Annotated in this window: 25 protein-coding genes; 13 read left to right on the top strand and 12 right to left on the bottom strand. The window is 66.8% G+C overall.

Annotated features, from left to right (window positions below; all coding sequences use genetic code 11):
* Nucleotides 1–72 precede the first annotated feature (72 nt).
* The 3 genes from ACCQ15_RS14240 to ACCQ15_RS14230 are packed head-to-tail and all read right to left on the bottom strand — an operon-like array spanning nucleotide 73 to nucleotide 3,410.
* Nucleotides 73–1,371: an alkaline phosphatase family protein gene (locus ACCQ15_RS14240; protein WP_014090608.1), complete on the bottom strand. Its 1,299-nt coding sequence runs from the start codon at nucleotides 1,369–1,371 to the stop codon at nucleotides 73–75.
* 36 nt (nucleotides 1,372–1,407) lie between these two features.
* A complete protein-coding gene (locus ACCQ15_RS14235; RefSeq protein WP_372380708.1) occupies nucleotides 1,408–1,950 on the bottom strand; it encodes a methylated-DNA--[protein]-cysteine S-methyltransferase in 543 nt (180 codons plus the stop codon).
* Nucleotides 1,947–3,410, bottom strand: a complete 1,464-nt coding sequence (locus tag ACCQ15_RS14230; RefSeq protein ID WP_008575644.1) for an AlkA N-terminal domain-containing protein — start codon at nucleotides 3,408–3,410, stop codon at nucleotides 1,947–1,949. Before ACCQ15_RS14230 ends, ACCQ15_RS14235 begins: the two co-directional genes overlap by 4 nt.
* A gap of 147 nt (nucleotides 3,411–3,557) precedes the next feature.
* Between ACCQ15_RS14230 and ACCQ15_RS14225 the strand changes: the two genes are divergently transcribed.
* From ACCQ15_RS14225 to ACCQ15_RS14210, 4 genes are all read left to right on the top strand, one after another.
* Nucleotides 3,558–4,784, top strand: a complete 1,227-nt coding sequence (locus ACCQ15_RS14225; RefSeq protein ID WP_122272553.1) for a COG3904 family protein — start codon at nucleotides 3,558–3,560, stop codon at nucleotides 4,782–4,784.
* 76 nt (nucleotides 4,785–4,860) lie between these two features.
* Nucleotides 4,861–5,115 (top strand): hypothetical protein, encoded by a 255-nt coding sequence (locus ACCQ15_RS14220; RefSeq protein ID WP_005912872.1) that lies wholly within the window; start codon nucleotides 4,861–4,863, stop codon nucleotides 5,113–5,115.
* Between the two features lie 402 nt (nucleotides 5,116–5,517).
* Complete coding sequence (locus tag ACCQ15_RS14215) at nucleotides 5,518–6,054, top strand: DUF4019 domain-containing protein (protein WP_057681427.1); 537 nt, start codon at nucleotides 5,518–5,520, stop codon at nucleotides 6,052–6,054.
* A 25-nt stretch (nucleotides 6,055–6,079) separates the two neighbouring features.
* Entirely contained in the window at nucleotides 6,080–6,481 is a 402-nt protein-coding gene (locus ACCQ15_RS14210; protein WP_005912874.1) for an MAPEG family protein, read from the top strand.
* Nucleotides 6,482–6,507: 26 nt separating this feature from the next.
* Here the strand turns inward: ACCQ15_RS14210 and ACCQ15_RS14205 are convergent, their stop codons facing one another.
* Genes ACCQ15_RS14205 through ACCQ15_RS14190 form a run of 4 tightly spaced genes read right to left on the bottom strand, consistent with a single transcriptional unit; the run spans nucleotide 6,508 to nucleotide 8,299 of the window.
* The gene (locus ACCQ15_RS14205; protein ID WP_218498594.1) at nucleotides 6,508–6,828 is read right to left on the bottom strand and encodes a hypothetical protein; all 321 of its coding nucleotides are present in this window, start codon (nucleotides 6,826–6,828) and stop codon (nucleotides 6,508–6,510) included.
* Complete coding sequence (locus ACCQ15_RS14200; protein WP_005912879.1) at nucleotides 6,825–7,067, bottom strand: RNA-binding S4 domain-containing protein; 243 nt, start codon at nucleotides 7,065–7,067, stop codon at nucleotides 6,825–6,827. The genes ACCQ15_RS14205 and ACCQ15_RS14200 overlap by 4 nt, the downstream gene beginning before the upstream one ends.
* Nucleotides 7,068–7,103: 36 nt before the next feature.
* The gene (locus tag ACCQ15_RS14195; protein WP_372380707.1) at nucleotides 7,104–7,751 is read right to left on the bottom strand and encodes a hypothetical protein; all 648 of its coding nucleotides are present in this window, start codon (nucleotides 7,749–7,751) and stop codon (nucleotides 7,104–7,106) included.
* A 29-nt stretch (nucleotides 7,752–7,780) separates the two neighbouring features.
* A complete protein-coding gene (locus ACCQ15_RS14190; RefSeq protein ID WP_372380706.1) occupies nucleotides 7,781–8,299 on the bottom strand; it encodes a sigma-70 family RNA polymerase sigma factor in 519 nt (172 codons plus the stop codon).
* A gap of 148 nt (nucleotides 8,300–8,447) precedes the next feature.
* Here ACCQ15_RS14190 and ACCQ15_RS14185 point away from each other — a divergent pair, with 148 nt between their 5' ends.
* The 4 genes from ACCQ15_RS14185 to ACCQ15_RS14170 all read left to right on the top strand — a co-directional run bounded on the left by ACCQ15_RS14185 (nucleotide 8,448) and on the right by ACCQ15_RS14170 (nucleotide 15,200).
* Complete coding sequence (locus tag ACCQ15_RS14185) at nucleotides 8,448–10,346, top strand: DEAD/DEAH box helicase (protein WP_218490065.1); 1,899 nt, start codon at nucleotides 8,448–8,450, stop codon at nucleotides 10,344–10,346.
* A gap of 261 nt (nucleotides 10,347–10,607) precedes the next feature.
* Nucleotides 10,608–13,013: a putative bifunctional diguanylate cyclase/phosphodiesterase gene (locus ACCQ15_RS14180; protein WP_347129801.1), complete on the top strand. Its 2,406-nt coding sequence runs from the start codon at nucleotides 10,608–10,610 to the stop codon at nucleotides 13,011–13,013.
* Between the two features lie 139 nt (nucleotides 13,014–13,152).
* Nucleotides 13,153–13,875: a pseudouridine synthase gene (locus tag ACCQ15_RS14175; protein WP_014090599.1), complete on the top strand. Its 723-nt coding sequence runs from the start codon at nucleotides 13,153–13,155 to the stop codon at nucleotides 13,873–13,875.
* A gap of 197 nt (nucleotides 13,876–14,072) precedes the next feature.
* Complete coding sequence (locus ACCQ15_RS14170) at nucleotides 14,073–15,200, top strand: GGDEF domain-containing protein (RefSeq protein WP_011348033.1); 1,128 nt, start codon at nucleotides 14,073–14,075, stop codon at nucleotides 15,198–15,200.
* A gap of 164 nt (nucleotides 15,201–15,364) precedes the next feature.
* On the opposite strand, the gene ACCQ15_RS14165 is transcribed toward ACCQ15_RS14170, so the two are convergent.
* From ACCQ15_RS14165 to ACCQ15_RS14155, 3 genes are all read right to left on the bottom strand, one after another.
* A complete protein-coding gene (locus ACCQ15_RS14165) occupies nucleotides 15,365–16,312 on the bottom strand; it encodes a DMT family transporter (protein ID WP_003487571.1) in 948 nt (315 codons plus the stop codon).
* A gap of 388 nt (nucleotides 16,313–16,700) precedes the next feature.
* A complete protein-coding gene (locus tag ACCQ15_RS14160) occupies nucleotides 16,701–17,543 on the bottom strand; it encodes a DUF72 domain-containing protein (RefSeq protein WP_031423452.1) in 843 nt (280 codons plus the stop codon).
* Between the two features lie 197 nt (nucleotides 17,544–17,740).
* Nucleotides 17,741–17,968 carry a hypothetical protein gene (locus ACCQ15_RS14155; protein ID WP_506187841.1) on the bottom strand — a complete coding sequence of 76 codons (228 nt, stop codon included), beginning with the start codon at nucleotides 17,966–17,968 and terminating at the stop codon, nucleotides 17,741–17,743.
* Between the two features lie 107 nt (nucleotides 17,969–18,075).
* Between ACCQ15_RS14155 and rraA the strand changes: the two genes are divergently transcribed.
* From rraA to ACCQ15_RS14140, 3 genes are all read left to right on the top strand, one after another.
* Entirely contained in the window at nucleotides 18,076–18,576 is a 501-nt protein-coding gene (rraA, locus tag ACCQ15_RS14150; protein ID WP_071118636.1) for a ribonuclease E activity regulator RraA, read from the top strand.
* A 22-nt stretch (nucleotides 18,577–18,598) separates the two neighbouring features.
* Complete coding sequence (locus tag ACCQ15_RS14145; RefSeq protein ID WP_496561797.1) at nucleotides 18,599–20,194, top strand: serine hydrolase; 1,596 nt, start codon at nucleotides 18,599–18,601, stop codon at nucleotides 20,192–20,194.
* 145 nt (nucleotides 20,195–20,339) lie between these two features.
* A complete protein-coding gene (locus ACCQ15_RS14140; RefSeq protein ID WP_008573493.1) occupies nucleotides 20,340–21,605 on the top strand; it encodes a cation:proton antiporter in 1,266 nt (421 codons plus the stop codon).
* Between the two features lie 63 nt (nucleotides 21,606–21,668).
* Here the strand turns inward: ACCQ15_RS14140 and ACCQ15_RS14135 are convergent, their stop codons facing one another.
* The gene (locus tag ACCQ15_RS14135) at nucleotides 21,669–22,862 is read right to left on the bottom strand and encodes a sensor histidine kinase (RefSeq protein WP_008573491.1); all 1,194 of its coding nucleotides are present in this window, start codon (nucleotides 22,860–22,862) and stop codon (nucleotides 21,669–21,671) included.
* Complete coding sequence (locus ACCQ15_RS14130) at nucleotides 22,859–23,548, bottom strand: response regulator (protein ID WP_372380705.1); 690 nt, start codon at nucleotides 23,546–23,548, stop codon at nucleotides 22,859–22,861. Before ACCQ15_RS14130 ends, ACCQ15_RS14135 begins: the two co-directional genes overlap by 4 nt.
* Before the next feature lie 105 nt (nucleotides 23,549–23,653).
* Here ACCQ15_RS14130 and ACCQ15_RS14125 point away from each other — a divergent pair, with 105 nt between their 5' ends.
* On the top strand, nucleotides 23,654–25,123 hold the full coding sequence (locus ACCQ15_RS14125) for an efflux transporter outer membrane subunit (protein WP_372381565.1): 1,470 nt from the start codon (nucleotides 23,654–23,656) through the stop codon (nucleotides 25,121–25,123).
* A 19-nt stretch (nucleotides 25,124–25,142) separates the two neighbouring features.
* On the top strand, nucleotides 25,143–25,979 hold the full coding sequence (locus tag ACCQ15_RS14120) for a MipA/OmpV family protein (protein WP_372380704.1): 837 nt from the start codon (nucleotides 25,143–25,145) through the stop codon (nucleotides 25,977–25,979).
* Nucleotides 25,980–25,986 lie beyond the last annotated feature (7 nt).

The raw sequence follows: 25,986 nt of genomic DNA, 5'->3' as shown, positions 1-25,986 counted from the left end.
TGCCTGCGTGCGCGTTTTCGGCGTGGATGCTGCGCGCGCGCATGGCGGCGTTGCTGCGGATGCCGGTCGCGTCTATTTGGCGTCGGCTGCCGGCGGCACGCGCAAGGCCGGCAGCAAGGTTGCCGGGTTGCCATCGTTGGGCGCTGCCGGAATACCCAGCAGCCGGGTCATCAGCGCATACACATCCACGTTGTCGAAGCCTGGCAGTGTCTTGCCTTGCGCCAGGTCCGGGCCTTGCGCCAGGAACACCGCCCGCATCGATGGCAATGCCGGATCGAAGCCATGCGAGCCACGTGTGCCCCGCTGCGCGCGTTTGGCAAGCTTGTCCGGGAAGAGTGCATCCCAACCTTCGTGCATCTGGCACACGATCGACGGAATGCGCGGGTGGCTGCCGTACTGCCAGCGTGCCGGCAGCTCCGCCTTGCGCCAGCAGTCGTAGTGGTCGTGCGCACCGAGCACGCTGGCCTCGGCAGCGTCCTGTTGCCCAGGCAATGGCTGCAAGCCGATCACCTGGCCATCGGTGATTGCGGTGGCGATCCGCGGCGGCGCGATGTCTTCCACGCTGATCGCATGCCCCGGCGCAACCTCGGCCATGCCATGGTCGGAGACCACGATGATGTTGGTGCGCGCACGCGTGCCATCGCGTTGCATGCCTGTCAGCAGCTGGCCGATGGCCGCATCCACCGCGCGCACGGCGTCGGCGTATTCGCGCGATTCCGGGCCGTGGTCGTGGCCGGCTTCGTCCACATTTTCGAAGTACAGCGTGACGAGGCGATTGCGCCGGGCGCCGTCGGTTTTCAGCCAGCCCCGCACTGCGTCCACGCGCGTGTCCAGGCGCACGCCTTTTTGATAATGGCGCCACTGCGACGGGCGTACGCCCTTGATTGCCGCCTCGCTGCCTGGCCACGACCAGGTGGCCGCATGCTGGCCGCTGTTTTCCACGCCCACCCACACCGGTTCGCCGCCCCACCAGCGCGCATCGCCCACCGCCTCGGACTTGCTCAACCAGAAACCCCCAAGCGTCGGGTCGCGCATGCTGTTGTGCACGATGCCGTGGTGGTCCGGGCGCAGCCCGGTGACCAGGGTGTAGTGATTGGGAAACGTCAGCGACGGATACGAGGGCGTCATCCAGCGCGCACGTACGCCTTCGCGTGCCAGTTGCGACAGGTTCGGCGTGATGCCGCGATCGAGCATGTCCGCGCGCAGGCCGTCGATGGAGATGAGCAGCAGTGTGTGCGGGGTGCTGGCCGATGCGGTCTTGGGCGCTGCAGTTGGCGCCTGCGTGGGCGCGCTGCGCGCAGATGGCTGGCTGCTACAGGCCGCAAGCAAGGCAAGCGCCGCTGCGGCAACTCCAAAACGTCGGTCGATCATGGCGTCAGTTTACGGCGCAGCGATGACGCCGCGAAGTCAGCCAGTGCGCACTGCCGAGGCAGGTGCAAACAGATCGTCGGCGCGCGCGCCACGCGGGGACCAGCCTTCCAAATGCAACAAGGCCTGCTTGGTCGGCAGGCCGCCGCCGAAGCCGGTCAACGTGCCATTGGCGCCGATCACGCGATGGCAGGGCAGCACGATCGGCAGCGGATTGCGTCCGTTGGCAGCGCCCACCGCGCGGCTCGCGGCCGGCTTGCAGACCGCCTGCGCAAGTTGCGCGTAGCTCCAGGTCTGCCCGAACGGAATCTGCGCCAGCGTGCGCCAGACCGTCAGCTGAAACGGTGTGCCGACCGGCGCCAGCGGCAGATCGAAACTGCGTCGCCCGCCATGCAGGTAATCGAGCAACTGTTCGCGTGCTTCGCGCACCAGCGGCGCATCGGGGTCGTGCAACCAGCGCGCACGGCCGATGGCGTCGTAGCGGTTCTGCGCGAACAGGATGTGGTGCACGCCGGTGGCGTCGGCGGCCACGCTCAGTGCGCCGATCGGCGAGGGAAAGGTGTCGTAGTGCAGTGTGCTCATGCGCGGGTGTCCTTGCGGTCGTTGGCCAGATGCCACAGGTGCAGCACGGCGTAGGCGCGCCACGGTCGCCACGCCTGCGAACGGGCCTCGGTGGCGCGTTCGCTCAGGCGCCCGGGAGCGCCGAGCACCTGCTGCAGGATCAGGTCGCCGGCCGGAAACGCGTCCGGATGCGACAACGCACGCATGGCCACGTAATGCGCGGTCCACGGCCCGATTCCGGGCAGCGCGGTGCAGGCGGCGATGAAATCAGGCAGGCGCTGCCCGGCACCGAAGTGCAGCTGGCCTTGCGCGCAGGCCGATGCCAGCGCACGCAGCGTGGCGGCGCGCGCACGCGGCAGGCCGAGTTGTTCCAGCGGCGCGTCGGCCAGCTGTTCGGGCGTGGGGAAACTGCGATCCAGTCCGGGTGGCATGTCGGCATGATGACCGCCATGACGGTTCACCAACCGCGCTGCCAGCGTTGCTGCGCCGGCCACGCTGATCTGCTGGCCCAGCACCGCACGCACCGCCACTTCGAAGCCGTCCCAGCCGCCGGGCACGCGCAGCCCGGGACGGCGCGCGAGCGCCTCGGCCAGCAGTGGTTCCGGCGCGAGCGTGGCGTGCACGGCCTGCAGGTCTGCATCCAGATCGAATAGCCGGCGCACGCGCCGCACGATCTGCGGAATCTGGCGCGGGTCGGTAGCGCCGATGCGCAGCAGCAGTTCCGCGCGCTGCGGTGCTGCGCTGACCTCGATCACGCTGGCCTTGCCCGGCGGGCCGATCACGCGCCGGTAGCCATTGGCATCGACCTGCTCGATGCCCGGGATCGCGCGGCGCTGCAAGAAGGCCAGCATCGCCGGCAGATCCAGTGGCGGGCGATAGCCCAGGCGCAATGTCAGTTCGCCGCCGGGGACCTCGGTACGCTGCTTGCGCAATGCAGAGGGCGGCATGCCGCAGCCGTGCAGGAAGGCCGCGTTGAAGCGGCGCAGGCTGTTGAAGCCGGCCGCGAGTGCGACCTCGGTGACCGGCAGGGCGGTTTCGGTCAGCAATTGCTTGGCCAGCAGCAGCCGATGCGTGCCGTGCACCTGGATCGGCGTGGCGCCCAGCTGCTGCACGAATTGCCGCTGCAGTTGGCGCGCGCTCAAGCCCACCGCATCGGCCAGCGTCTGCACCGGCTGCTCCTGCAGCGCGCCGTCGGCAATCATCGCCAGCGCACGCTGCACGCTTTCTTCGCCCAGATGTTGCTGCGCCTGCGGCGACAGCTCCGGCCGGCAGCGCAGGCACGGCCGGTAGCCGGCGGCGCTGGCTGCCGCGGCAGTGGGGTAGTAACTGACATTGGCCGGCTTCGGCGGCGGCGCCGGACACACCGGGCGGCAATAGATGCCGGTGCTGCGCACGGCGGTGAAAAACAGCCCGTCGAAGCGTGCATCGCGTGCCAGGCGCGCGCGGTCGCATTGGGTTCGGTCGGGCGTTGCGGTCTGCATGGCGCCAGTCTATGCGCTCGCCCTGGCGCCGGCTGGCCGTTTTCGGACAGGGTTGCGGCGAGCCCGCGCGTTCATGGCCGGGTCAACCCATCGACCCATTCAGCCATAGACTGCGGGTGATCTCCGTCGCGCTCCGTGCCCCACATCATGCTGAAATCGGTTTGTCTGTCCCTTGCCTGCTTGCTCCTGCTGGCCGCCTGCGATCGGTCGGCGACCTCCGCCGATGCAGCGGTTGCGCAGCAGAGTGGTGCAGGGCAGGCAAGCGATGGCGATCACATGGTGTCGGTGGATACGCCCGACCCGGTCCCGCCACCGCGCCCGCGCACGCAGGCGGGCGAGGCCGGCTGGCCGCAGGCGGAACTGGAATCGGGCCAGGCCTGGATCAGCTGCGCGACCGATTACAGCCGCGAGGCCGGCGACGGCACGTTGTTGCCGGCACTGGACCGGGCCAGCGTGGAAGCGGCGCTGGCGCCGTGCCGCGAGACCGGGCTGGTGCGGGTGCGCTACGCCGGCAAGATCAATGCGGGTTTTGCGGCGCTGGTGTGGCGGCTGGCCTCGGTCGCGGAGCAGTGGAAGTTGCCGCATCGCATCCTGGACCTGGATTCCAGTGGCGGGCAGGTGGAGGCGGCGATCCGCGCCGGCGATACCATCGGCGAATCCAACTGGACCATCTGGGTGCGCGAAGGCTCGATCTGCCACAGCGCCTGCGTGTTCGTGCTGGCGGCCGGCGACAACCGCCTGGTCGCCGGCAAGGTCGGCATTCACCGCATGATGCGGATCAGCTCCAAGGCCACTTCGCGCGCCGAGCTCAATCGCGAACTGCGCGAGGTCTACGGCAACGTCAAGGATTACCTGGAGCGCAACGGCGTGGCGGTGGCGGTGGCCGACCTGATGATGACCGTGCCCAACCGCAGCCTGCGCCTGCTCAGCGTGGAAGAGTTGCGCGAATACGGGCTGGACGGCACCAACGCCGTGCAGGACGATCTGGAACGCATCCGCCAGATGCGCAAGTGCGGCGATGCCTTCGTACGCCGCAAGGACGCGTTTCTGGTCGCCTTCGACCAGAAGTGCAAGGGCGAGGGTGCAGACCTGGACGCGGTCAATGCCTGCGGCCTGGCCTTGAAGCAGCGCTTCGGCTTTCCGGATGCGGCCTGCCCGGAAGAAAGCCCGCTGGCCGAAACCGATGCCGCGGCGCTGCCGGCCACCCCGACGTCCGAGACGGAGACCGGTGAGGCGCAGGCCGGCCAGACGCAAAACGACCAAGCCCAGCGCGATGCCGCAGGTGCGGCGACACCTGCAGCCGAGCCAGACTCCGCGCCAGCGCAGGACGCGGCCCAGGCCGGCCCGTCGCCCGCGACGCACCCCGACGGTTGAGCGCAGTGATGGGCTTCACGCGTATCGCACTGCGCGCTGCCTATCGTCGCTGCATCACAACCGAGCCGGGGGGCGTATGCGAGGCAAGACCAAGGGTGTGTTACTGGCATATCTACCTTCGGCCCTGTTGGTGCTGGTTGGCTTCGGTGTGGCCGAGCTGCTGCGTCTGGCCGCTGCCGCGATGCACGAACAATGGCCGGCGACGCTGGCCACCTGGCTGAGTCTGGCGGCGCTGATTGCCGCGATCGCGCGTGCCTTCTGGGTCAGTTGGCGTCTGTGGCGGCCGCGTGGCGTGGCGGCCGTACCGCCGGCTCCCGGGAGCGAGGTCTAGATCGCGTTGACAACGGCAATGGGAATTCAAGGTTGGTGCGTGCCTGTGCGGAATGCGCGCCTGGTCACTTCACGTGATTGCGGCACGCGTCCGCGCACCCAGCCGAGCCCGACATCTGCAGCATGCCTGCTACTCCAGACAGAAGGATGAAACGCCGCTGCCAGACCTGATGACTTCCAATGCGCGCATTGGTGGCCGGAGGTCCCTGCTCGCCGCTTGCGCGCTCGAGAAGTGTGTTTTCCAAAAGGCCCGCGTCAGCGCTTGCCTTGTCGCCCTCAGCGCCGTCCCCGGACCTGCAGCCGCAGACTTGTGTTGCGCATGACGCGCTCTAGACTGCGCTACCCACTAAAAGGTGGGTGGCGCCTCTCCCTTTCCACCCGATCCGTACAAGGTCCCCGTCCCATGCTTCGTTCTCGTCTGGTTATCGTGTTGGCACTGGCTCCAGCGCTGGCGTTCGCTCAACAACCGCAGGCGGCCGGTCGCGCCGCCAGCCCGGCGGCGGCGCAACCGGCCGCTGCAGCGCCCGCAGGGCAGCCGGCGCTCAGCCCGGCGCAGCAGGCGCAGCTGACCAAGCAGAACACCGAGATGACTCAGGCCGCCTTGCGCGTGGCGCAGATGGTGGACGGCAACCAGGTCGCGTCCTTGTGGGATGGCGCGTCCAAGGTGGCCAAGACCGCGGTCAAGCGCGACGTCTTCGTCAGCCAGATCGGCACCGAACGCGCGCGGCTGGGTGCGGTGGTGGGGCGCGGGCAGGGCTCGGTCACGCGGGTCAAGTACGGTCCCGGCGCGCAGGTGCCCGAAGGCCTGTATGTCAACGTCAGCTTCCCGACCCGTTTCGCCAAGGCGCAGCAGCCGGTCCGCGAGCTGGTCTCGTTCCGTCTGGACGAAGACAAGACCTGGCGGTTGGCCGGTTACAGCCTGCGCACGGCGGTGAAGTGATGTTTCCATCGGCCGGGAGAAACGTATGCCACTGACGATCGAGCTGCAGATGCTGGGCTGGGCGATGGTGCTCGGGCTGGTGCAATTACTGGCCGCCTCGGCCAGCATGACCGCCCAGCGCGGCACCAAGTGGAATGCCAGCGCACGCGATGGCGAGGCCAAGCCGCTCACCGGCGTGGCGGCGCGGTTGGACCGTGCGTTTCGCAATTATCTCGAGACCTTTCCGATCTTCGCGGCCGCCGTGCTGGCGGTGAGCGTAGCCGGGCGCACCAGCGCAGAAACAGCACTCGCCGTGCAGCTCTACCTGTGGGCGCGCGTGGCGTATGTGCCGGTGTATGCCGCGGGTATTCCGTACCTGCGCAGCGCCATCTGGGTGGTGTCGTTCTGGGGCATCATCAAACTGGTGCGCGCGCTGCTGGGCATTTGATGCAGCGTCGCCGGCGGGTGTGAGCTTCAATCAGTCGCTTGCACCCGCGCCAGGATTGCATCGATGGCCGCCTGCGTCTCGCCGGTATGCAGGGCTTGCTCCAGCAGTGGAATCACCCAGGCGCAACCGGCCCTGGTCACCTCTGCACGCCAGTCGCCGCGCCAGGCATCCAGTTCGTGCAAGGCCAGCATGCTGCAGCCGCCTCGCTCGGCATGGCCGCCGCGGATGGACTGCTCCAGCCAGAACGGCTGGTCCGAGTCGATGGCGATCGAAAAAACACAGACGTCGTGGGTTGGATCGTCGGCCGAAGGTGCGTTGTTGCGCCGGCCGATCTCCACCACCCTCATGCGTCAGGCTCGGCGTCCGGGTTCCATGCCAATACGCGAATTTCCACATCGTCCAGCTGCACCAGCTGGCCGGGACGGATCTTGGCGGTCTTGCGCAGCTCCTGCACGCCGTCGACGCTAACCGCGCCGCTGGCGACGATCGCCTTGCCCTGGCCGCCGCTGTCGGCAATGCCGGCCAGCTTGAGCAACTGGTTGAGTTCGATGTAGTCGCCGTCCAGGTCGAATTCCAGGTATTGCATGGTGTGCTCGGTGGCAGGGAGGCCGCGATTATCCGCCTACTCGCGCTGGAAACGCGCGATCTGTTCCAGCAGGGTCTCGGTGCGGGCGACGCTGCGGCCGGCATGCGCGGTGTCGAGGCGTTCCAGCCAGGGGTGACCGCTGCGCTGCAGCCGTCGATAGCCCAGCCAGGTGCCGATGCCGCCGATGACACCGACCAGCAGGTTGCATAGCAGCCAGGCGGTCGGCAACGACTGGCCGGTGAAGACCCGCCACGCAGCGCCTGCCACTGCCACCCACAGCACCCAGAACGCCACGCCCAGCCACGGCGCCACGCGTGTGCGCCAGCGCCGCAGCTGTGCAAGCGCGCGCTGTGTCTGCAGCAGTGGCCTGGCGAAATCCAACTGCGACAACAGCCACAGTTGACGGGCCGCAGACGCAGCCAGCGCAACGCACCACGCCTGCAGCAACACGCCGCCGACGACGGCAGCGGCCTGTTCGGCGAAACTGAGCCAACTGTGGGCAACGATGCCACTCACTGCGATGGCGCACAGCAGTTGCGCCGACTGGCTCAGCCACAACGGGCGCAGGTGCGCGCGTGCTGCGTGGCTGCGCAGGTCGCCGAGCACCTGGCCGGTGAGTGCGGCTTGTTGGTCCAGCCGTTGTTCCAGCGAACGCCAGGCCAGGGCGATGTCGTCCAGTTCCATGTCTTGCTCCGGTTGCGGATCGGTGGGGTTCACAGCTCGGCGCGAATGCGCGTTTTCAGTCGGCTGAGTTTGGTGGCGACATTGATTTCGCTGATGCCGAGCACTTCGCCGATTTCGCGATAGCTGTGCTCGTCCAGATAGAGCAACAGCAGCGCGCGTTCCAGCGGCGGTTGCTGTGCGATGAAGGCATACAGCGCGGCCACCTGTTGCGCGCGTACGGGGTCGTGCGCCTGTGGATCGGCGATGCGCTCCATCACCGCATCCAGCGCGATCGGCTCGCCGGCCGCGCGGCGGCCGCGCAGATCGCTGATCGCCACGTTCAGGGCGATGCGGTACATCCAGGTGGAAAAGCGCCGACCCGGGTCGTAGCCGGGAAATGCCCGCCACAGTTGCGTGGCGATTTCCTGCGCCAGTTCGTCGCGGTCGTCGCGTCCGCGGCAATAGCTGGCCGCCACCTTCAGCACGATGCCGCGATGCTGTTGCAGCAGGGCGCTGAAGCGGGTGTGCAGGTCTGTGTCCAGGGGCGTGGCTCCGGTCGGGCAGGTCAAGGGACGACACGGGGGATGATTCGCGCAGCAGCACAATTCCTCACAACCTGAATGGACTGTCACGAAAATTTCGACAGCAAGGGGGCTGAAGAGGCACACTATGCTGCTTTGCGCCTGCCGGCTCCGTGCGGCGCCTCCGGAGTTACCCATGACCCAAGAATCTTCCGCGCCGCTGCTGTTTGCAGATCTCGGCCTCTCGGACGCTGTGATGAAGGCCGTTGCCAATGTCGGCTACGAGTCGCCGTCGCCGATCCAGGCTGCCACCATCCCCGCGTTGCTGGCCGGTCGCGATGTGCTCGGCCAGGCCCAGACCGGCACCGGCAAGACCGCCGCGTTCGCGCTGCCGGTGCTGTCCAACGCCGATCTCCACCAGGTCAAGCCGCAGGCATTGGTGCTGGCCCCGACCCGCGAACTGGCCATCCAGGTCGCCGAGGCGTTCCAGAAATATGCCGAAGCCATTCCCGGCTTCCGCGTGCTGCCGGTCTACGGCGGCCAGCCGTATGCCCAGCAGCTGAGCGCGCTCAAGCGCGGCGTGCATGTCGTGGTCGGTACCCCGGGCCGGGTGATCGATCACCTGGACCGCGGCACCCTGGATCTGTCCCAGCTCAAGACGCTGGTGCTGGACGAAGCCGACGAAATGCTGCGCATGGGCTTCATCGACGACGTCGAAGCGGTGTTGAAGAAGTTGCCGGAGCAGCGCCAGGTGGCCTTGTTCTCGGCCACCATGCCGCCGGCCATCCGCCGTATCGCGCAGACCTATCTGAAGGACCCGGCCGAAGTCACCATCGCGGCCAAGACCACCACCTCGGCCAACATCCGCCAGCGCTACTGGTGGGTGAGCGGGCTGCACAAGCTGGACGCGTTGACCCGCATTCTCGAGGTCGAGCCGTTCGACGGCATGATCATCTTCGCGCGCACCAAGGCGGCCACCGAAGAGCTGGCGCAGAAGCTGCAGGCGCGCGGCATGGCGGCCGCGGCCATCAACGGCGACATGCAGCAGGCCGCACGCGAGAAGACCATCGCCCAGCTCAAGGACGGCAAGCTGGACATCCTGGTGGCCACCGACGTGGCCGCTCGCGGTCTGGACGTGGAGCGCATCAGCCACGTGCTGAACTACGACATTCCCTACGACACCGAAAGCTACGTGCACCGCATCGGTCGTACCGGCCGTGCCGGGCGTAACGGCGACGCGATCCTGTTCGTGACGCCGCGCGAGAAGGGCATGCTGCGCTCCATCGAACGCGCCACCCGTCAGCCGATCGAAGAGATGCAGCTGCCGAGCGTGGACGCGGTCAACGACACCCGCGTCGCGCGTTTCATGAGCCGCATCACCGAGACCCTGGCCGGTGGCCAGATCGACATGTACCGCGACCTGCTGCAGCGCTACGAGGCCGAAAACAACGTGCCGGCGATCGATATCGCCGCCGCGCTGGCCAAGCTGCTGCAGGGCGATGCCCCGTTCCTGCTGACCCCGCCGGTGCGCGGTGCGCGCGAGGACACTGCGCCGCGCGAACGTCATGAGCGTGCCGACCGCGGCGATCGCCCCCGCTTCGAGCCGAAGTTCGAACGTGGCCCGCGTGCCGAAGGCGAACGCACTGCACGCCCGCCGCGCGGTGACGATGCCGGCGAGCGTCCACGCCGCGAGCCGGCCCCACGTGGCGAGCCGGAGTTCGGCATGGAGAGCTATCGCATCGAAGTGGGCCACAGCCACGGCGTGAAGCCGGCCAACATCGTCGGCGCGATCGCCAACGAAGCCGGGCTGGAAAGCCGCTATATCGGTCGTATCGACATCCAGGACGATTACTCGATTCTGGATCTGCCGGCCGACATGCCGCGCGAACTGCTGCAGCACCTCAAGAAGGTCTGGGTGTCTGGCCAGCAGCTCAACATGCGCAAGCTGGAAGACGGCGAAGCGGCCGCAGCGGCGTCCAAGCCGCGCTTCCCGCGTGGCGGCAAGCCGTCCGGTCGCCCGAACGGCCCGGGCCGTCCGATGGACCGCGCCGGCGCGCCGCACCGCAAGGGTCCGCCGAAGCCGCGCGGCGAGTAAGGCTGCCCGGCCCTGCTTGCAGGGATCCTGCAGACGGTCGGGTTGCCCAGTATCGCTATGCATCCAAGGGCATAACGAGCAGGTAAGGCGTTACGGCGCCTCGAGGCGGCGGCGATCAGGCTGATCTAGTCAGCGTCGCTAACCCCGGTCGCATCACGCCAAGCGGGCATAGCCATACAGACTCGGCCGTTGCGGCCGTTACTGCCTTCAGGCGCCCAGTGGGCGCCTGAATCGCATTGGGGCGGCGAAGGACGGACGGCGATGGCGCAAGCAGTACGCGGCAAGGGCGGTGGGCAGACCATGCACCTGGTGCGTGGCTGGCTGACGCTTCCTCTGGCGCTGTTGATCGGTATCGCCGTCTGCATGACGGTGGTGTCGGCGCTGGTGATCGAAGTGCAGTCCGGCGCGACCGCCTGGATCGTCGGCCAAAGCCATTGGTCCAACGCCCAGCAGGAATCGGTGTACTGGATGGAGCGCTACCTGGGCAGCGGGGATACGGCCGATCTGCAGGCCGCCTGCCGCGCGCTGGAAGTGCCGCTGGGCGACCGCGCCGCACGCGTGGCGATCGAACAGCCGGTGATCGATTGGGACGCGGTCTACGCTGGTCTGACCGCTGGGCGTAATGCCCATGAAGACATGCCGCAAATGGTGCGGCTGTATCGCTACGGGCACCAATTTCCGTATCTCGGCGACGCCATCGCGCTGTGGAAGCGCACCGACGCCGGCATCCTGCAACTGAGCAATCTGGCCGACCGCGCCGCTTCGGTGCAGGCCGCCAACCGGCCCGACCCGCGTGCGTTGCAGGCACTGCGCGATGAACTGCATCTGCTGGACGGCCGCATGCGTCACGACGCGTCCGAATTTCTGGCCTACCTGACCCGCTGCGCGCGGCTGCTGCACGATGTGATGGTGGTCTGCAGCCTGGCCACCTTGCTGCTGGTGTTGATCACCTGCGTACTGGCGATGCGGCGCATTCGCGATTATCTGCTGTCGCATGAAGGCCGCTTCCGTACCGCGTTTCAGCAGGCGGCGCTGGGCATGGTCAAGTTCGATCTGCGCGGCAACGTGCTGGATGCGAACGCGTCGATGGCCAACGTGCTGCTCTACCGGCCCGAAGAATTGCAGGCCTGCACCTTGGCCGAGGTGATGCATCCGGAAGACATCAAGCTGGACAGCCGCGGCATGCTCGATTGGCCCAAGCTGCTGCAGTCCGGCGAATTGCGCTTCGTGCGTGCCGACGGCGGGGTGATGTGGGGCCGCTGGAGCGCGTCGTTGGTCGAGCCGGGGCCGGAAGAGCCGACCCTGGTGCTGGCGGTGATCGAAGATGTCTCGCACGCGCACGAGCTGGCCGACGAAGTGGCCTTCCATGCGCGCCACGACGCGATGACCGGGCTGATCAACCGGCATGAAATCGAACGCCGGCTGCTGCGCCTGATCGAGCTGCCGCAATCGCCGCAGATGTGCCACGCGCTGTGCTTTGTCGACCTGGATCATTTCAAGCTGGTCAACGACACCTTCGGGCATGCGGTCGGCGACAAGTTCCTGTGCCACTTCGCCGATGTGATCACCATGCAGCTGCGCTCTGGCGATTGGCTGGGGCGTCTGGGCGGCGATGAGTTCGCCATCCTACTGGCCAATACCGACCTGGCGCAGGCGCAGGCCGTGCTGGAACGCATGCACGGCGTGCTCGGTCAACCGTGGAGCCATCAAGGCGGGCGACCGCTGACGCCCAGTTGCAGTTTTGGCGTGGTGGAGATTCGCCACGGCGTCAGCGACCTCACTACCTTGATGACCGCCGCCGATCTGGCTTGTCATGCGGCCAAGGAAGAAGGGCGCAACCGCGTTCGCTGCTTCAACGAGAACGATCTGGCACTGGCGCAGCGCCGCCACGATGGTGGCTGGATCAGTGCGGTGCAACAGGCGATCGCCGAAGAGCGTTTGCTGTTGTACGCGCAGAAAATCCAGGTGCTGAACGACCCGGGGCGCCTGCAGTACGAGGTGCTGGTGCGCATGCGCGCCAGCGACGGGCGGGTGCTGAGCCCGGGTGAATTCTTGCCGGCAGTGGAGCGTTACGGCCTGGGGCGCATGGTCGATACCTATGTGCTGGAAGCGCTGTGCGCGCAGTTGGCGGCCAATCCGATGCATGTGGCGATGCTGGACCTGTGCCACGTCAATCTGTCTGCACAATCGATCGCGCAGCCGGATTTTCTCGACGTCGTCTGCGCCCTGTTCGAGCGCTACCCGGCACTGGTGCCGAAGCTGTGCATGGAGATCACCGAGACCGCGGTCATCGGCGATCTGGAACACGCGCAGCGTTTTGTGCAGAGCGTGCGCGCGCGGGGGTGTCACGTGGCGCTGGACGATTTCGGCAGCGGCCTGGCCTCGTTCGGCTATCTCAAGCAATTCACCGTGGACGTGTTGAAGATCGATTGCGGCTTCGTCCGCAACTATGCGCACGATGCAGTGGATCGCGCGGCGGTGCATTCGATCGCCCAGGTCGGGCTGGCGCTGGGCATCGAGGTGGTCGCCGAAGGCGTGGAATCGGAGGCCGACATCCCCGGGCTGCGTGAGGCCGGCGTGGGCCAGGTGCAGGGTTTCAGCCTGCATCGTCCATGCCCGCTGGAAGAACTGTTGCACACACCGCAGCTGGTGGCCGTCTCCGGGTAGCGCGCTTGACCCGTGCGATGTCGGGCAGCGTCAGGCCGGTGCTGCGTGTACAACGCGGCTGGCGACTGCCTGCTGCCGATTGCTGGCCCGGTCAGCCAGCATGGCGCACGGCCTGCTCCAAATCGCCGATAATTGGCAGATGACGATCCGACTCAACAAATACATCGCCGAAACCGGCTTCTGCTCACGCCGCGAGGCCGATCGCCTGATCGGCGAACGAAGGGTCACCGTCAATGGCGTACCCGCCGGCACCGGCGCGGTGGTCGGCGCGGAAGATACCGTGCTGGTGGATGGCCAGCCGCTACGCATACGCGAGGCCAAGAAGCTCGGTGGTCGCAAGCACGTCTACATCGCGCTCAACAAACCGGTGGGCATCACCTGCACCACCGAGAGTTCGGTCAAGGGCAATATCGTCGAATTCGTCGGTCACGAGCAGCGCATCTTCCCGATCGGCCGGCTCGACAAGGACTCCGAAGGGCTGATCCTGATGACCAGCAACGGCAACATCGTCAACGAGATCCTGCGCGCGGAAAATCGCCACCAGAAGGAATATCTGGTCGCGGTCAACAAACCGGTCACCGATGAATTCCTGCGCGGCATGGCACGCGGGGTGCGCATCCACAACGAAACCACATTGCCGTGCCGCACCGCACGCATTGCCAAATTCGGCTTCCGCATCGTGCTGGAGCAGGGCCTGAATCGGCAGATTCGCCTGATGGCTGCCGAGTTCGGCTACCGGGTGACGCAACTGCGCCGGGTGCGCATCGACAACATCAAGCTGGCTGCGCTCAAGCCGGGGCAGTGGCGCAACCTCAGCGACGCGGAATTGCGCGGCCTGCTGCCGCAACGCACCGACTGGTAAGCGCCTGTGCCGGGCCGGCTGCATCGCAGTCAGGTCGGCGCAGCCGGCGTTTCGGACACGGCACATGCCCGCGCTGTAGTGCCGTGCTGCCGCACCAAACGTGCAACGCCGTGCCGGGTGCTTGCGCCCGCTGTATGGATCGCGCTTCGAAATATCCGATGCCGTCCAGGGCGGCGCTGCAGCGTAGGGTGCGCCCGATGGTGGCACTTGCCGGGCTCCGGCATACTTTCACAGATAACAGCCAGGGGGCGGCAGTGATCAAACCGGAATTGCCGAGCAACGAGGCCGAGCGGCTGGCCGCGCTGCGCCAGTACGACGTGCTGGATACGCCAGCCGAACGTGCATTCGACGACCTGACCATGATTGCCTCCACGCTGTGCGAGACGCAGATGGCGGCGGTGGTGCTGGTGGACGAAGACCGGCAGTGGTTCAAGTCTGCGCACGGTGCGCCACGCAGCGAAGCACCACGCGATATCTCGTTCTGTGCGCACGCCATCCTGCGCCCGGACGAAGTGCTGATGGTGGACGACACTTTGCTGGACCCACGCTTCCACGATAACCCGATGGTGGTCGGTAGCGGCGGGGTGCGCTTCTATGCCGGCGCGCCGCTGGTGACCAGCCAGGGCCTGGCGCTGGGCTCGCTGTGCGTGTTCGACCAGACCCCGGCGCATCTGCGCGAAGACCAGCGCGAGGCCTTGCAGGCATTGTCGCGGCAGGCCTCGCAGCTGCTTGAGTTGCGGCTGGCCGGCAGGCAGTTGCGCCAGCAGTTGCACGAGCGCGAGTGGTACGAACAGCAGATGGCTGGCTATTACGCGCAGATGGATGCGTTGAACGCCGACCTGGTCGAACAGACCCGCACCGATCCGTTGACCGGCCTGCCCAACCGGCGCGCGTTCGCGGTGGCGTTGGCGGCGGCCACCGAACAGACGCGTGCGGTGGGCCAGCCGCTGTCGGTCGCGCTGCTGGACGTGGACCACTTCAAGACCGTCAACGACGTGCATGGGCACGATCAGGGCGATGCAGTGCTGCGCGAATTGTCCGCATTGTTGCGTGCGCATATGGCCGGTGCCGGCACCATCGCCCGGTATGGCGGCGAGGAATTCGTATTGCTGCTCCCGAATACGGATCTGCTGCAGGCACGCGTGCAATGCGAATACCTGCGCCAGAGCGTGGCGGCGATGACGATCGCGCTGCCGGTGACGGTGAGTATCGGTGTGGCGACCTTGTACCCGCAGGAAAGCGTGGAGGCGGTGATCAAGCGTGCCGACCAGGCCCTGTATGCGGCCAAGCGCGGTGGGCGCGATCAGGTGGTCGCACTGGAGTAGGGGCGCGTGGTTGCGCGCCTGCCGATGCAGATCGCCTGGCCAGCGCATGGGACGTCGATTGCCGTATGCCGGGCGGCGCGGACGCCGCGCGATGCAGCGTGAACGCCGGCGTGCTTCAACGCGGCGGTCGCAGTGGACAAGCGCGATCTTGCAGCGCTGTGCAATCAGTCGACGATATTTTTCGCCTCGGCTGTGCCGAGCAATTCCGGGTGCGCCACCGTGCGCCGACGCTCCAGAACCGGATGCAGGAACACCGCGCCGAGAATGATCGCCACGCCGAGATAGAACTGCAGGGTCAGTTCGCGTTGTTCGCCCAGCAGCGCGATCGCCAGCACGATGGCGTACACCGGTTCGAGATTGGTCACCAATTGCACCGAATAGGCGCTCAGATGCCGCAAGGCGACCAGCGCCAGCGCAAATGGCAGCAAGGTGCAGGCCAGCGATAACGCCAGCAGCAACACGCCATCGTGCAGGCTGGGCACCACCAGCAGATCGCCATGCAACGCCGGCAGCAGCAGCGGCATCGCCGGTGCAAGCAGGGTCAGGGTCAGCGTGCCGGCGCCCAGTTCCAGCGCGGTGACGGTGAGCGGGTCGGCATGCGCCACCATGCGCTTGTTGAGCGAGCCGAATAGCCCGACGAACACCGCCGAAATCGCGCCCACCACCACGCCGGCCCGCATGCCGTCCGGCACCCCGCCGACGACCAGCGCCACGCCGGGCAACACGGCCAGCCCGAACAGCAGCTCGCGCGGACGGAACGGGCGATGCGTGACCAATGGCTCGATGACCGCCGTGAAAACCGGCGCCAGTGCGATACAGGTCGCCGCCACCGATGCATTGGCCAGCTTGATCGCGCCGTAGAAGGTAAGCCAGTGCAAGGCAACCAGCGCGCCGATGCCGCAATAGCCCAGCACCACACGCCCGGACAAGCCACGCAACCCACGCCACACGCGTGGCCACAAGGCCAGTGCCACCACCACGATCAACATGCGCCACCACACCAGCGGCAGTGCCTGCAGCGTGATCAGCTTGCCCAGGATCGCGGTGATGCCCCAAAGCAGGACGCAGAAGTGGATTTGCAGTTGCGCCTTGCGCAGGTCGGTCGTGGGCATGCGCCATTGTCGCCGAAAACTGCGTGATGTTGCGCTGCAAGGGACGCGGCGCCGGCGTGCAGCGGCGGGGTGGAGGGATGGCTGGCCAGGCTGTCGCGCAGCAATCGTGCGACCCGCCAGCCATCGGCCGACCTGCATCACGGCAGGATGGCCGAGGAGCGATGCACCAGCCCATGCCGCGATCGATCGCGGCACCTCAGCGCTCAGCGCTGTGCGCAAGAGACGGCCGCGTCAACCATCGCGGATTGCCCTCATGTGCGGACCAGGGCGGCTGGCAAACCAGCAAGCCTCAGATGGCTGCGGACGCGCACGCAGAATCCGAATATACGCATGGAACCTGCCGATTCCGAAGCGGCGGCGCCCCTATCGCGGCGGCGCTGTCGTGTTGCTAGCTGCCCTGACGCGCCGACACCTCTTTCAACAGCGCCATCGCCGCTGCCGGGTTGCGTTCCTTCGCCGCACTGATGAAAAACACGAAGACCTCGCGCGGCTGCCGTGCCGGCGCTGCCGAAGCGTCCACGTGCGGCAGATCGGCCGGGTCTTCGCCGCGGCGCCAGGCCTGGATGCGCTCTGCCCAACGCGCCAGTGCCGGCGCCGGATACCCTGCATGCAGGCGCGCCTGGCTGCGCATCAGACGCGCATAGACGAAATCCGTGGAGAGATCGGCGAACGAGGGGTGCTCATCCGAATCGGTGAACACCGTGGCCACGCCATGGCTGCGCACCAATGCGAGCAGCGAAGCATCTACCGCATCGTGGTCGCGGATCTCCAGCACATGGCGCAGCGCTCGCGGGCCTGCACGCTTGGGCAGCAACGACAAAAACGCGTCCAGATCGTCGGCCTGCAACCGGTGCCCTTGTTCGAATTGCCACACCAGCGGCCCAAGCGTATCGCCTAGCTCGACAATGCCGCCGATGAAATCTTCCACCTGCGCCCTGGTGCCAGCCAGCTTGCGCGACTGGGTAATGCGGCGCGGCGCCTTGGCCGAGAACACGAAGCCGGGCGGCACTTCATCGCGCCACTTCGCGTAAGTGGCCGGCTTCTGCGTGCCGTAATAGGTTCCGTTGATTTCGATGGCGGTGACGTGGCGGCTTGCGTATTCCAGCTCGCGGCGCTGCACCAGGCCTTCCGGGTAGAACATGCCTGCGCGCCACGGCGCATACACCCAGCCACCAATGCCGATGTGGATACCTTCGAGGGCGGGCGGGGCGGAAGCGAACAGATCGGTCATTGCATGGAGACTCGCTGGCGAGGTCGTGCGTCATTGCGGATGCGTCGATGGGTGCGACGCGTGCCGGCCGATCATAGCCGTGGCGCAGGTGGCGCGATGAGAAAATGCGTTGCCAATGGGCGCCGCGGGGCAGTGCAATGGTTGAGCCCGCACGACGCAACGTTGCATGGCAGGCTGGCGGTCGTGCCAACGTTGGGTTACGCCTGCGCTGGTCTGCCGCGCCGGCGTTGCACGCTGCTGGAGATGGGCTGCGCAAGCCGCAGACGGCGTAGCTGGCGGAAACCCACGCCGGCTGCGTTGCGCGCCTCGACGGAGACCATACGCGGCAAGCGCCGCATGGCGACTGCCTTGTAGCGACCATCACGACGCGGCGAACGCAGCGTTGTCCGCGTGCGCGCACCTTCGCTGAGCGTGCGTGCCTGCATGGCGCGTTATCGGGTGTCGGTCATCGGGTATCGGTCATCCGTCACCCATCGCCCGCGCGCGGCCACAGCCGGCTACCATGCCAGCTCTGCCGCGCGAGATCGCCCCGATGACCTGGACCACGCCTGATCTGTGTGACCGCTACCCCGACGTGACGATCGCCGAACCGCTGTTCCGCCACTTCGGCGGGCGCACGGCATTCGCCGGGCCCATGGTCACGGTGCGCTGTTTCGAAGACAACTCGCGGGTGCGCGAGCTGGCCGCCATGCCGGGCGACGGCCGCGTGCTGGTGGTGGACGGGCAGGGCTCGCTCAAGCATGCGCTGCTGGGCGACCAGATCGCGGCCAATGCGGTGGCGAACGGCTGGGCCGGCGTGCTGATCCACGGCTGCGTGCGCGATGTCGAGATTCTTGCCACGTTGCCGCTGGGGGTGCTGGCGCTGGCGGCTTGCCCGCGCCGCACCGAGCGACGCGATCTGGGCGATGTGGATGTGCCGGTGAATTTTGCCGGCGTGCCCTTCGTTCCGGGCCACTGGCTGTACGCCGATGCCAATGGCGTGCTGGTGGCGCCGCAACCGTTGGCGCTGGATGGCGCCGGCGGATCGATCTGACCAACAACCTGAAGGTGATGCAGTGACCTTGAACCGATGGCTGAGTGGGGGCGTGCTGATGGTGGCAAGCTTGGTGACGACAACGCACGCGGCCGAACTTCCCGCCGGCATGCAGCAGTTCGATGCGCAGATGGAACGCGTGCGCAAACAGTTCGACGTGCCCGGTATTGCGGTGGCCATCGTCAAGGACGGCCAGGTGGTGCTGGAGCGCGGCTACGGCGTGCGCGAGACCAGCAAGCCTGCGCCCGTGCAGGCCGACACGTTGTTTGCGATTGCCTCCAGTACCAAGGCGTTCACTGCCGCGTCGCTGTCGATCCTGGCCGATGAAGGCAAGCTCTCGCTCGATGACAAGGTCATCGACCATCTGCCGTGGTTCCGCATGTCCGATCCGTATGTGAGCGGGCAAATGCGCATCCGCGATCTGCTGGCGCACCGCAGCGGCCTGAGCCTGGGTGCAGGCGATTTATTGTTCTGGCCCAGCACCAGCTACACCACCGAAGAGGTCGTGCAGCGCCTGGCCAAGGTGCCGCTGAAGGGCGGTTTTCGCGACCGCTATGCGTACGACAACATCCTGTACGCAGTCGCTCAGAAGGTGATCGAGCAGGTCTCCGGGCAGAGTTACGCGGCATTTCTGCAGCAACGTATCTTCGACCCGGTGGGCATGCGCGGCACGCGCTTCAACGCCGACCATCTGCAGCCCGGCGATCACGCGGCAGTCGGGCATGCCAAGTACGACTTCACCGAGCTGCGCACGGTGGCGCCGCTGACCTGGTCCAACAACTCCGGTGCCGGCGGCATCTATTCCAGCGTGCACGACATGGCGCTGTGGATGAACGTGCAACTGGCCGGCGGCATCCTGCCCGATGGCAAACCCCTGTTCAGCGCCAAGCGCCAGCAGGAAATGTGGTCGATGATCACGCCGATCCCGATCGGCGAGGTGCAGGTGCCCGAGCTTGCCGCGGCGCGGCCGAACTTCGCCGGCTACGGTGAGGGCTGGAGCCTGAGCGATTACCGCGGCCATCGCCTGGTCTGGCACACCGGCGGCTGGCCCGGCATGGTGTCGCGCCTGACGCTGCTGCCGGATCAGAAGCTGGGCGTGGTGGTGTTGACCAATCAGGAGGTGGGCGCTGCGTTCAACGCCGTGACCTTCCAGGTGCTGGATGCCTTCTTGCAGGTGCCGTCCACCGATTGGACCGCCGCGTACGCCAAGCTGGTGGAGAAGGCCGACAGCGAGGCGGACGCAAGTTGGAAGAAGCACCAGGACGCGCGCGCGGCGCGGTCCACGCCGTCGTTGCCGCTGCGCAGTTACGCGGCCACCTATCGCGACCCCTGGTATGGCGATGTGGTGATCGTCCAGGACGGCAAGCGGCTGCGCCTGCAGTTCGCCAGGACCGCTCAGTTGGTGGGCACGCTGGAGCATTGGCAACACGACAGCTTCATCGTGCGCTGGGACGACCGCTCCTTGAATGCCGATGCCTTCGTCAATTTTGCGCTGACCCCGGACGGCACGGTGCGCGAGATGCGTATGGAGCCGATTTCGCCGCTGACCGATTTCAGCTTCGATTTCCAGGACCTGGTGCTGACGCCGGTGCCGACGCAGACCGCTGTGGGCAAATGATGCAGGCACGCGCGGATGACCTGCGCGCTGCGCCTGGCGGGCCCAAGCGCGCAGGTGGCTCAGATCGCCATCGGCCGCCGCACGCTACCGAAGTGCGGCAGGTCCAGTTACGATCTGCGCACTTTTCAGGGATGTCGCCGCACGCATGACCACTCCGCAGATGTCGGTGTATTTCTTTTTGCAGGCTGCCGCGATTTTGTTGGTGTGCCGGCTGGTCGGCATGCTGGCCAAGCGCCTCGGGCAACCGCAGGTGGTGGGCGAAATGATTGCCGGCGTGATGCTGGGGCCCTCGTTGTTCGGCTTGCTGGCGCCGGGCGCGCAGGCGGCCCTGTTCCCCAAGCAGACCATGGACGTGCTGTATGTGTTCGCGCAGTTCGGCGTGGGCCTGTACATGTTCTTGGTCGGAACCGATTTCCGCGGCGACCACTTTCGCGCGCGCTATCGCAGTGCCATGAGCGTGTCGATGGCGGGCATTGCGGTGCCGTTCCTGCTGGCATTTGCCATGTGCCCATGGTTGATCAACGTGCAGGGCCTGTTTTCGGAAAAGGCCAAGCTGGCCGAAGCGTCGCTGTTCCTGGGCGCGGCCATTGCGATCACCGCCTTCCCGATGCTGGCGCGCATCATCCACGAACGCGGTCTGACCAATAGCCCCTTGGGCACCTTGGCGCTGACCGCTGGCGCGTTCGACGATGCCGCAGCGTGGTGCATTTTGGCCGTGGTGCTGGCCAGTTTCGGCGGCAGTTGGGGCAGTGCCTACCTGGCCATCGGCGGCGGCATCGGCTATGCGGTCTTCATGATTTTCGTCGGCCGGCATCTGCTCAAGCGGCTGGCCGATCATGTGGTGCCCGGCCAGCCGCTGAGCAACAGTGTCCTGGCGGTGGTGCTGATCCTGTTCTGCATCAGCGCCTGGGCGATGGATGCGATCGGCATCCACGCGGTGTTCGGCGGTTTCCTGCTCGGTGTCTGCCTGCCCAGGGGCGCTCTGACCGAGAAGCTGCGCGAGATGATGCAGCCGTTCGTCGTGGTGTTGCTGCTGCCGATGTTCTTCACCTATTCGGGCTTGAAAACCCAGCTCAGCGTATTGCTGCAGCCGCAGATCATGCTGGCGGGCGTGGCGATCCTGGCCGCGTCGTTCATCGGCAAGGGCGTGGCCTGCTGGGCCGCGGCGCGTGCGACCGGCGAGAACAACCGCGACGCGATGGCGATCGGTTCGCTGATGAATGCACGCGGGCTGATGGAGCTGATCATCATCAATATCGGCTTGCAGGCGGGTGTGATCGAACAGGGCCTGTTCTCGGTGCTGGTGCTGATGGCGATCCTGTCCACGCTGATGGCCACGCCGTTGTTCAACTGGATCATGCGCCGCCACGCCAATGTGAGCGACGCGGTGCCGAGCCTGCAGTCGCGGTGATCGGCGCGCGACTGCCCGCAGGTGCGGGCAGTGCACTGGCGGCGTGTGCGGCCGGGCCTTGCGTCAACGCCCCAGCGGCAACTGCACGCTGGCCAGCAGGCCACCGCCGGGGCGGTTGCTGACGACCAGTTGGCCATCGTGCGCCTGGCAGATGGCCGAGGCGATCGCCAGGCCCAGGCCGCTGCCGCCGGAATGCCGCGCGCGCGAGCTGTCGGCGCGCCAGAAGCGGTCCAGCAAGTGCGGCAGTTGCGCAGGCGCCACGCCGGGACCGCGGTCGCCGACGGTGAGCTGCACGCTGTTGCCGTCGCGGCGCACCTCGATTTCCAGCAACTTGCCGGCTGCGGCGTAGCGCAACGCGTTATCGATCAGGATCGACAGCACCTGGCCCAGCCGGTGCCGGTCGGCATGCAGGCGCAGCGCCGGAGCCGTGGGGTAGTGAATGGTCATCTGCGCCTCGCGCAGCGCCGGGCCTGCCCACTCGATGCGCTCGGCGACGAGCTCCCGCAGCTCGACGCTTTCCGGCTCCAGCACCAGCTGGCCGGCACGCGCCAGCGACACCAGGTGCAGGTCGCCGATCAGGCGATTGATCTGCTCCAGCTGGCGATGCACCAGCCGCAGTTGCTCCGGTTCGCGCGGGAAGACGTCATCCAGCATGCCTTGCACGCGTCCCATCGCGGCATTGAGCGGGGTGCGCAGTTCATGCGCCAGCATCGCGCTGGAGTCGCGTAATTCGCGCTCGTATTGCTGCAGCCTGCCGCTCATCGTATTGAAGTCGTCGGCCAGGGCGGTGAGCTCGTCCGGCGCGCCGCGCACCACTTGCGCGCGTGCGCCGAAATCGCCATCGCTGACCCGGTGCGCGGCGAACGCCACCTGCGAAAATTGCCGCGACAGCGGCCGCGACGCGAGCAGGCCGCAGAACAGGATGACCGGGACCGAGATGGTCATCATGGCGCCCAGCATCCACCAGTCCGGATTGGCCAGCCCGGGCAGGAAATTTTCGATGTCGTAATAGCGCTGGAACAGCTCCCACAGGCGCGCCTGGTTGGCCCGGGGCTGCTCGATCAGCTGGGAGATCTCGGCACGCGGCTCGGCCGGCACGTTGCTCAGGATCAGGCTGTAGCGCAGATTGAAATAGCACCACATGCCGAACGCGATGACCATCATGGTCACCACCGCCAGCGCGCTCATGCGCAGTCCCACCCACCACCACAGGGGCGCCTGGTTGCGCCAGGCATGAAACCGCCGCAGCACCTTCATTGAAAGCGATACCCCACTGCACGCACGGTGACAAGGACACCGGTGATGCCATGCACTTGGAGTTTGCGGCGCAGGTTGTGGATGTGCGAATCCACCACCCGTTCCAATGCATCGCTGTCGGGCAGGCAGGCGTCGAGCAGTTCGCTGCGCGTAAAGGCCTTGAATGGGGTCTTGAGCAGCAGCGCGAGCAGATTGAATTCGGTCGGCGTCAGATCCAGCGCCACGCTGTCTCCGTTTTCGTGTTGCACGCTGGCGACCACGGCGGCCGGATCCACGCTCAGCCGACCGTGCTGCAATGGCTCGCCCGGCGCGCGCACTGCCACGCTCCGGCGTAGCACCGCATGCACACGCGCCACCACCTCCTTGGGGCTGTATGGCTTGACCACGTAATCGTCGGCGCCGTAGCGCAGGGCGCCGAGCTTTTCCGGCTCGTCGCCAATGGCGGTGACCATGATCACCGGCGTGTCGCCGGCGCGGCGGATCGTCGACAGCACCTCGATGCCGCTGAGCTTGGGCAGCATCACGTCCAGCAGCACCAGATCCGGTGCCCATTGCCGGTGGAGCTGGATGGCGCGTTCGCCATCGCCGGCCACCGCCACATCGAAGCCGTCGCGGCGTAGATAGGCCTCCAGAATGCTGGCGCTATCGCTGTCGTCTTCCACCAGCAGAACCTTTTTGCCTGTCATGGCGTGTTGCCCTGTCGTCTCGATCAAATCTGGATAATTCCCGAAAACAACCTGGACGCTGCGGGTCGAGGATGTCGGTCGAGATTGGCTCTGTGCTCCGACATCATGATTCCACAAATTATTCCGCATCGTTGGTCCTGCGTGTGCCTGGTTGCCGCCACTGCGGTGCTGTCGGTTGGCTGCTCGCTGACGCCGGCCTACCAGCGCCCGGTAGTCGGCGTGCCGGCCACGTTCGGCAGCCCGCAGGCGGCATCGGCGCCGGCATCCGGCCAGCCCGACGCCGATGCGGCCGCCGCCGTCACTCTGAACGAGCAAGAGCGCGCGTTTCTGCAGGCCTTCGCGCCAGACCGCGACCTGCGGCCCCTGGTCGAACGTGCCTTGGCGCACAACGGCGATTTCCGCCGTGCGGCATTGCAGGTAGAACAGGCGCGTGCACAGTACGGCATTGCGCGGGCGTCGCGCCTGCCGACGCTCGCCGTCGGCGCGCAGCAGCTGCGGCAACATTTCGACAACCCGACGCTGGATGCGCGGTACCAGCAGGATCTGGTGATTGCCAATGCGGGAATCGGCAATTTCGAAGTGGACTTTTTCGGCAAGCTGCAGGCGATGTCCGAGGCCGCACGCCAGCGCTACCTGGCCAGCGCCTATGGCCGCGACGCGGCGCGTGGCGCCCTGATTGCAGAGGTGCTGCGTGCCTACACCGCCGAGCGCACCACCGCGCAGGCGCTGCAGCAGCTGCAATCGCTGGATGCCGACAGCGCTGCGCTGCTTGCCATCGCCGAGCGGCAATATCAGGTAGGGCTGATTGCGCGCGACGAGCGCGATGCGCAGCAGCGACAGGCCGACCAAGCCCATGTGGCGGCCCTGCAGGGCAACGACAACCACGCTGCGGCGCTGCGTGCGCTGCAGTTGCTGGCCGGCTACGACAGCACTCCGGTACCCGGCGACCTGCAGGGTCTGATCGCCGCTGATACGCCTGCCAGTGCGTGGCGCGCCCTGGATTCGTCGCTGTTGCTGCAACGCCCGGACATCCAGCAGGCCGAGCTGGAATTGCGCGCGGCCAATGCCGACATCGGCGCGGCGCGCGCGGCGTTTTTTCCATCCATCACCTTGAGCAGCAGCGTGGGCACGGCCAGCGACGGATTGAACGGCCTGTTTTCTGCAGGCCACGGCGTATGGAGCTTCATGCCGCAACTGAACCTGCCGTTGTTCGATGGCGGCCGCAATCGCGCCAACCTGGACCTGGCGCAAATACGCAAACGTGCCGATGTCATTGCCTACGAGCAGGCGATCGAGTCTGCATTCCGCGAGGTCGCCAACGCGCTCGACGCGCACGCCACCTTGTCGCAGGCCGAGCCGCGCTCGCGCGAGCAGGTCGAACGCGAGCAACTGCGTCTTGCTCGAATGCATGAACGCGTGGATGCCGGTCTGGAAGACCGCAGCGCGCTGCTGGCCGAGCGGACCCGCATCGCTCAGACCGAACTCGATTACCTGGATACCGCACGCCAACGCGTGCTGAGCCGTATTGCGCTGTTTCAAGCCTTCTATGGCGTGCGCCTGCCCACCGCTTCCTGACTTCCGACGGAGACTTTCGATGAACCTATCGTCCTTCAATCGCCTGCGTGGCCACCATGCCGTTCGCGCCAGCGTGCTTGCCTGCATGAGCGCCATTCCGTGCATTGCGCACGCACAAACCGATCTGACCGGGAGTTCGCGCCTGCTGGGAGACCGTACTGAAATCACGGCCGGCGCGGCAGCGGTTGCTACGCCGGAGTATGCCGGTGCCGAGCGCGCGCGCGTGCAATTCAACCCGGTGCTGGTGGTGCAGCGCGGCGTCCTGTTCTTCGACACCTCCCGCGGCGGCGGCCTGCAATTCCAGAGCAAGTCCGGCTTCTACGTATCGCAATCGTTGTATTACGACCTGGGCCGGCTGCAAAGCGACAGCAACTGGCGGCCGGGCTCGCGCCTGCTGGCCGGCATGGGCGATGTGCCTGGCTCGGTGACCGCACGCACGCTGGTGATGCAGCAAGTGACGCCCTACATGAACGTCAATGCGGAGGCCGAATTCACGCTCAAGGATGCTGCGCGCCGCAACCGCTATCGCGCCGGGATGGAGTTCACCCTGCTGCATAGCGCCAACGACACGGTCACCCTGGACCTGGACGTGCATGGCGGCGACCGCCGCTTCAATCAGGCTTACTTCGGCGTCACCGATGCGCAAGCCGCGCGCACCCGCTTTGCCGCCTTCAATGCCGGGTCCGGTGCGTATGCCGCCGCGGTAGGTGGCAGTTGGACGCACTCGTTGGGCGACCACTGGGCCACCACGTTGGGGGTCACCGGAACGCGCTACCTGGACAACGCCGAAGACAGCCCGCTGGTGGCACGCCGCAGCGTGGTCAGCGGCAACCTCGCACTGACCTACAGCCACTGAGCGGCAT

Origin of the sequence: Xanthomonas sp. NCPPB 1754 (assembly GCF_041475725.2) — a bacterium.
Taxonomy (GTDB): domain Bacteria; phylum Pseudomonadota; class Gammaproteobacteria; order Xanthomonadales; family Xanthomonadaceae; genus Xanthomonas; species Xanthomonas euvesicatoria.
The sequence above is the reverse complement of the archived record's forward strand: the minus strand, read 5'-3'. Positions and strand labels throughout refer to the sequence as shown.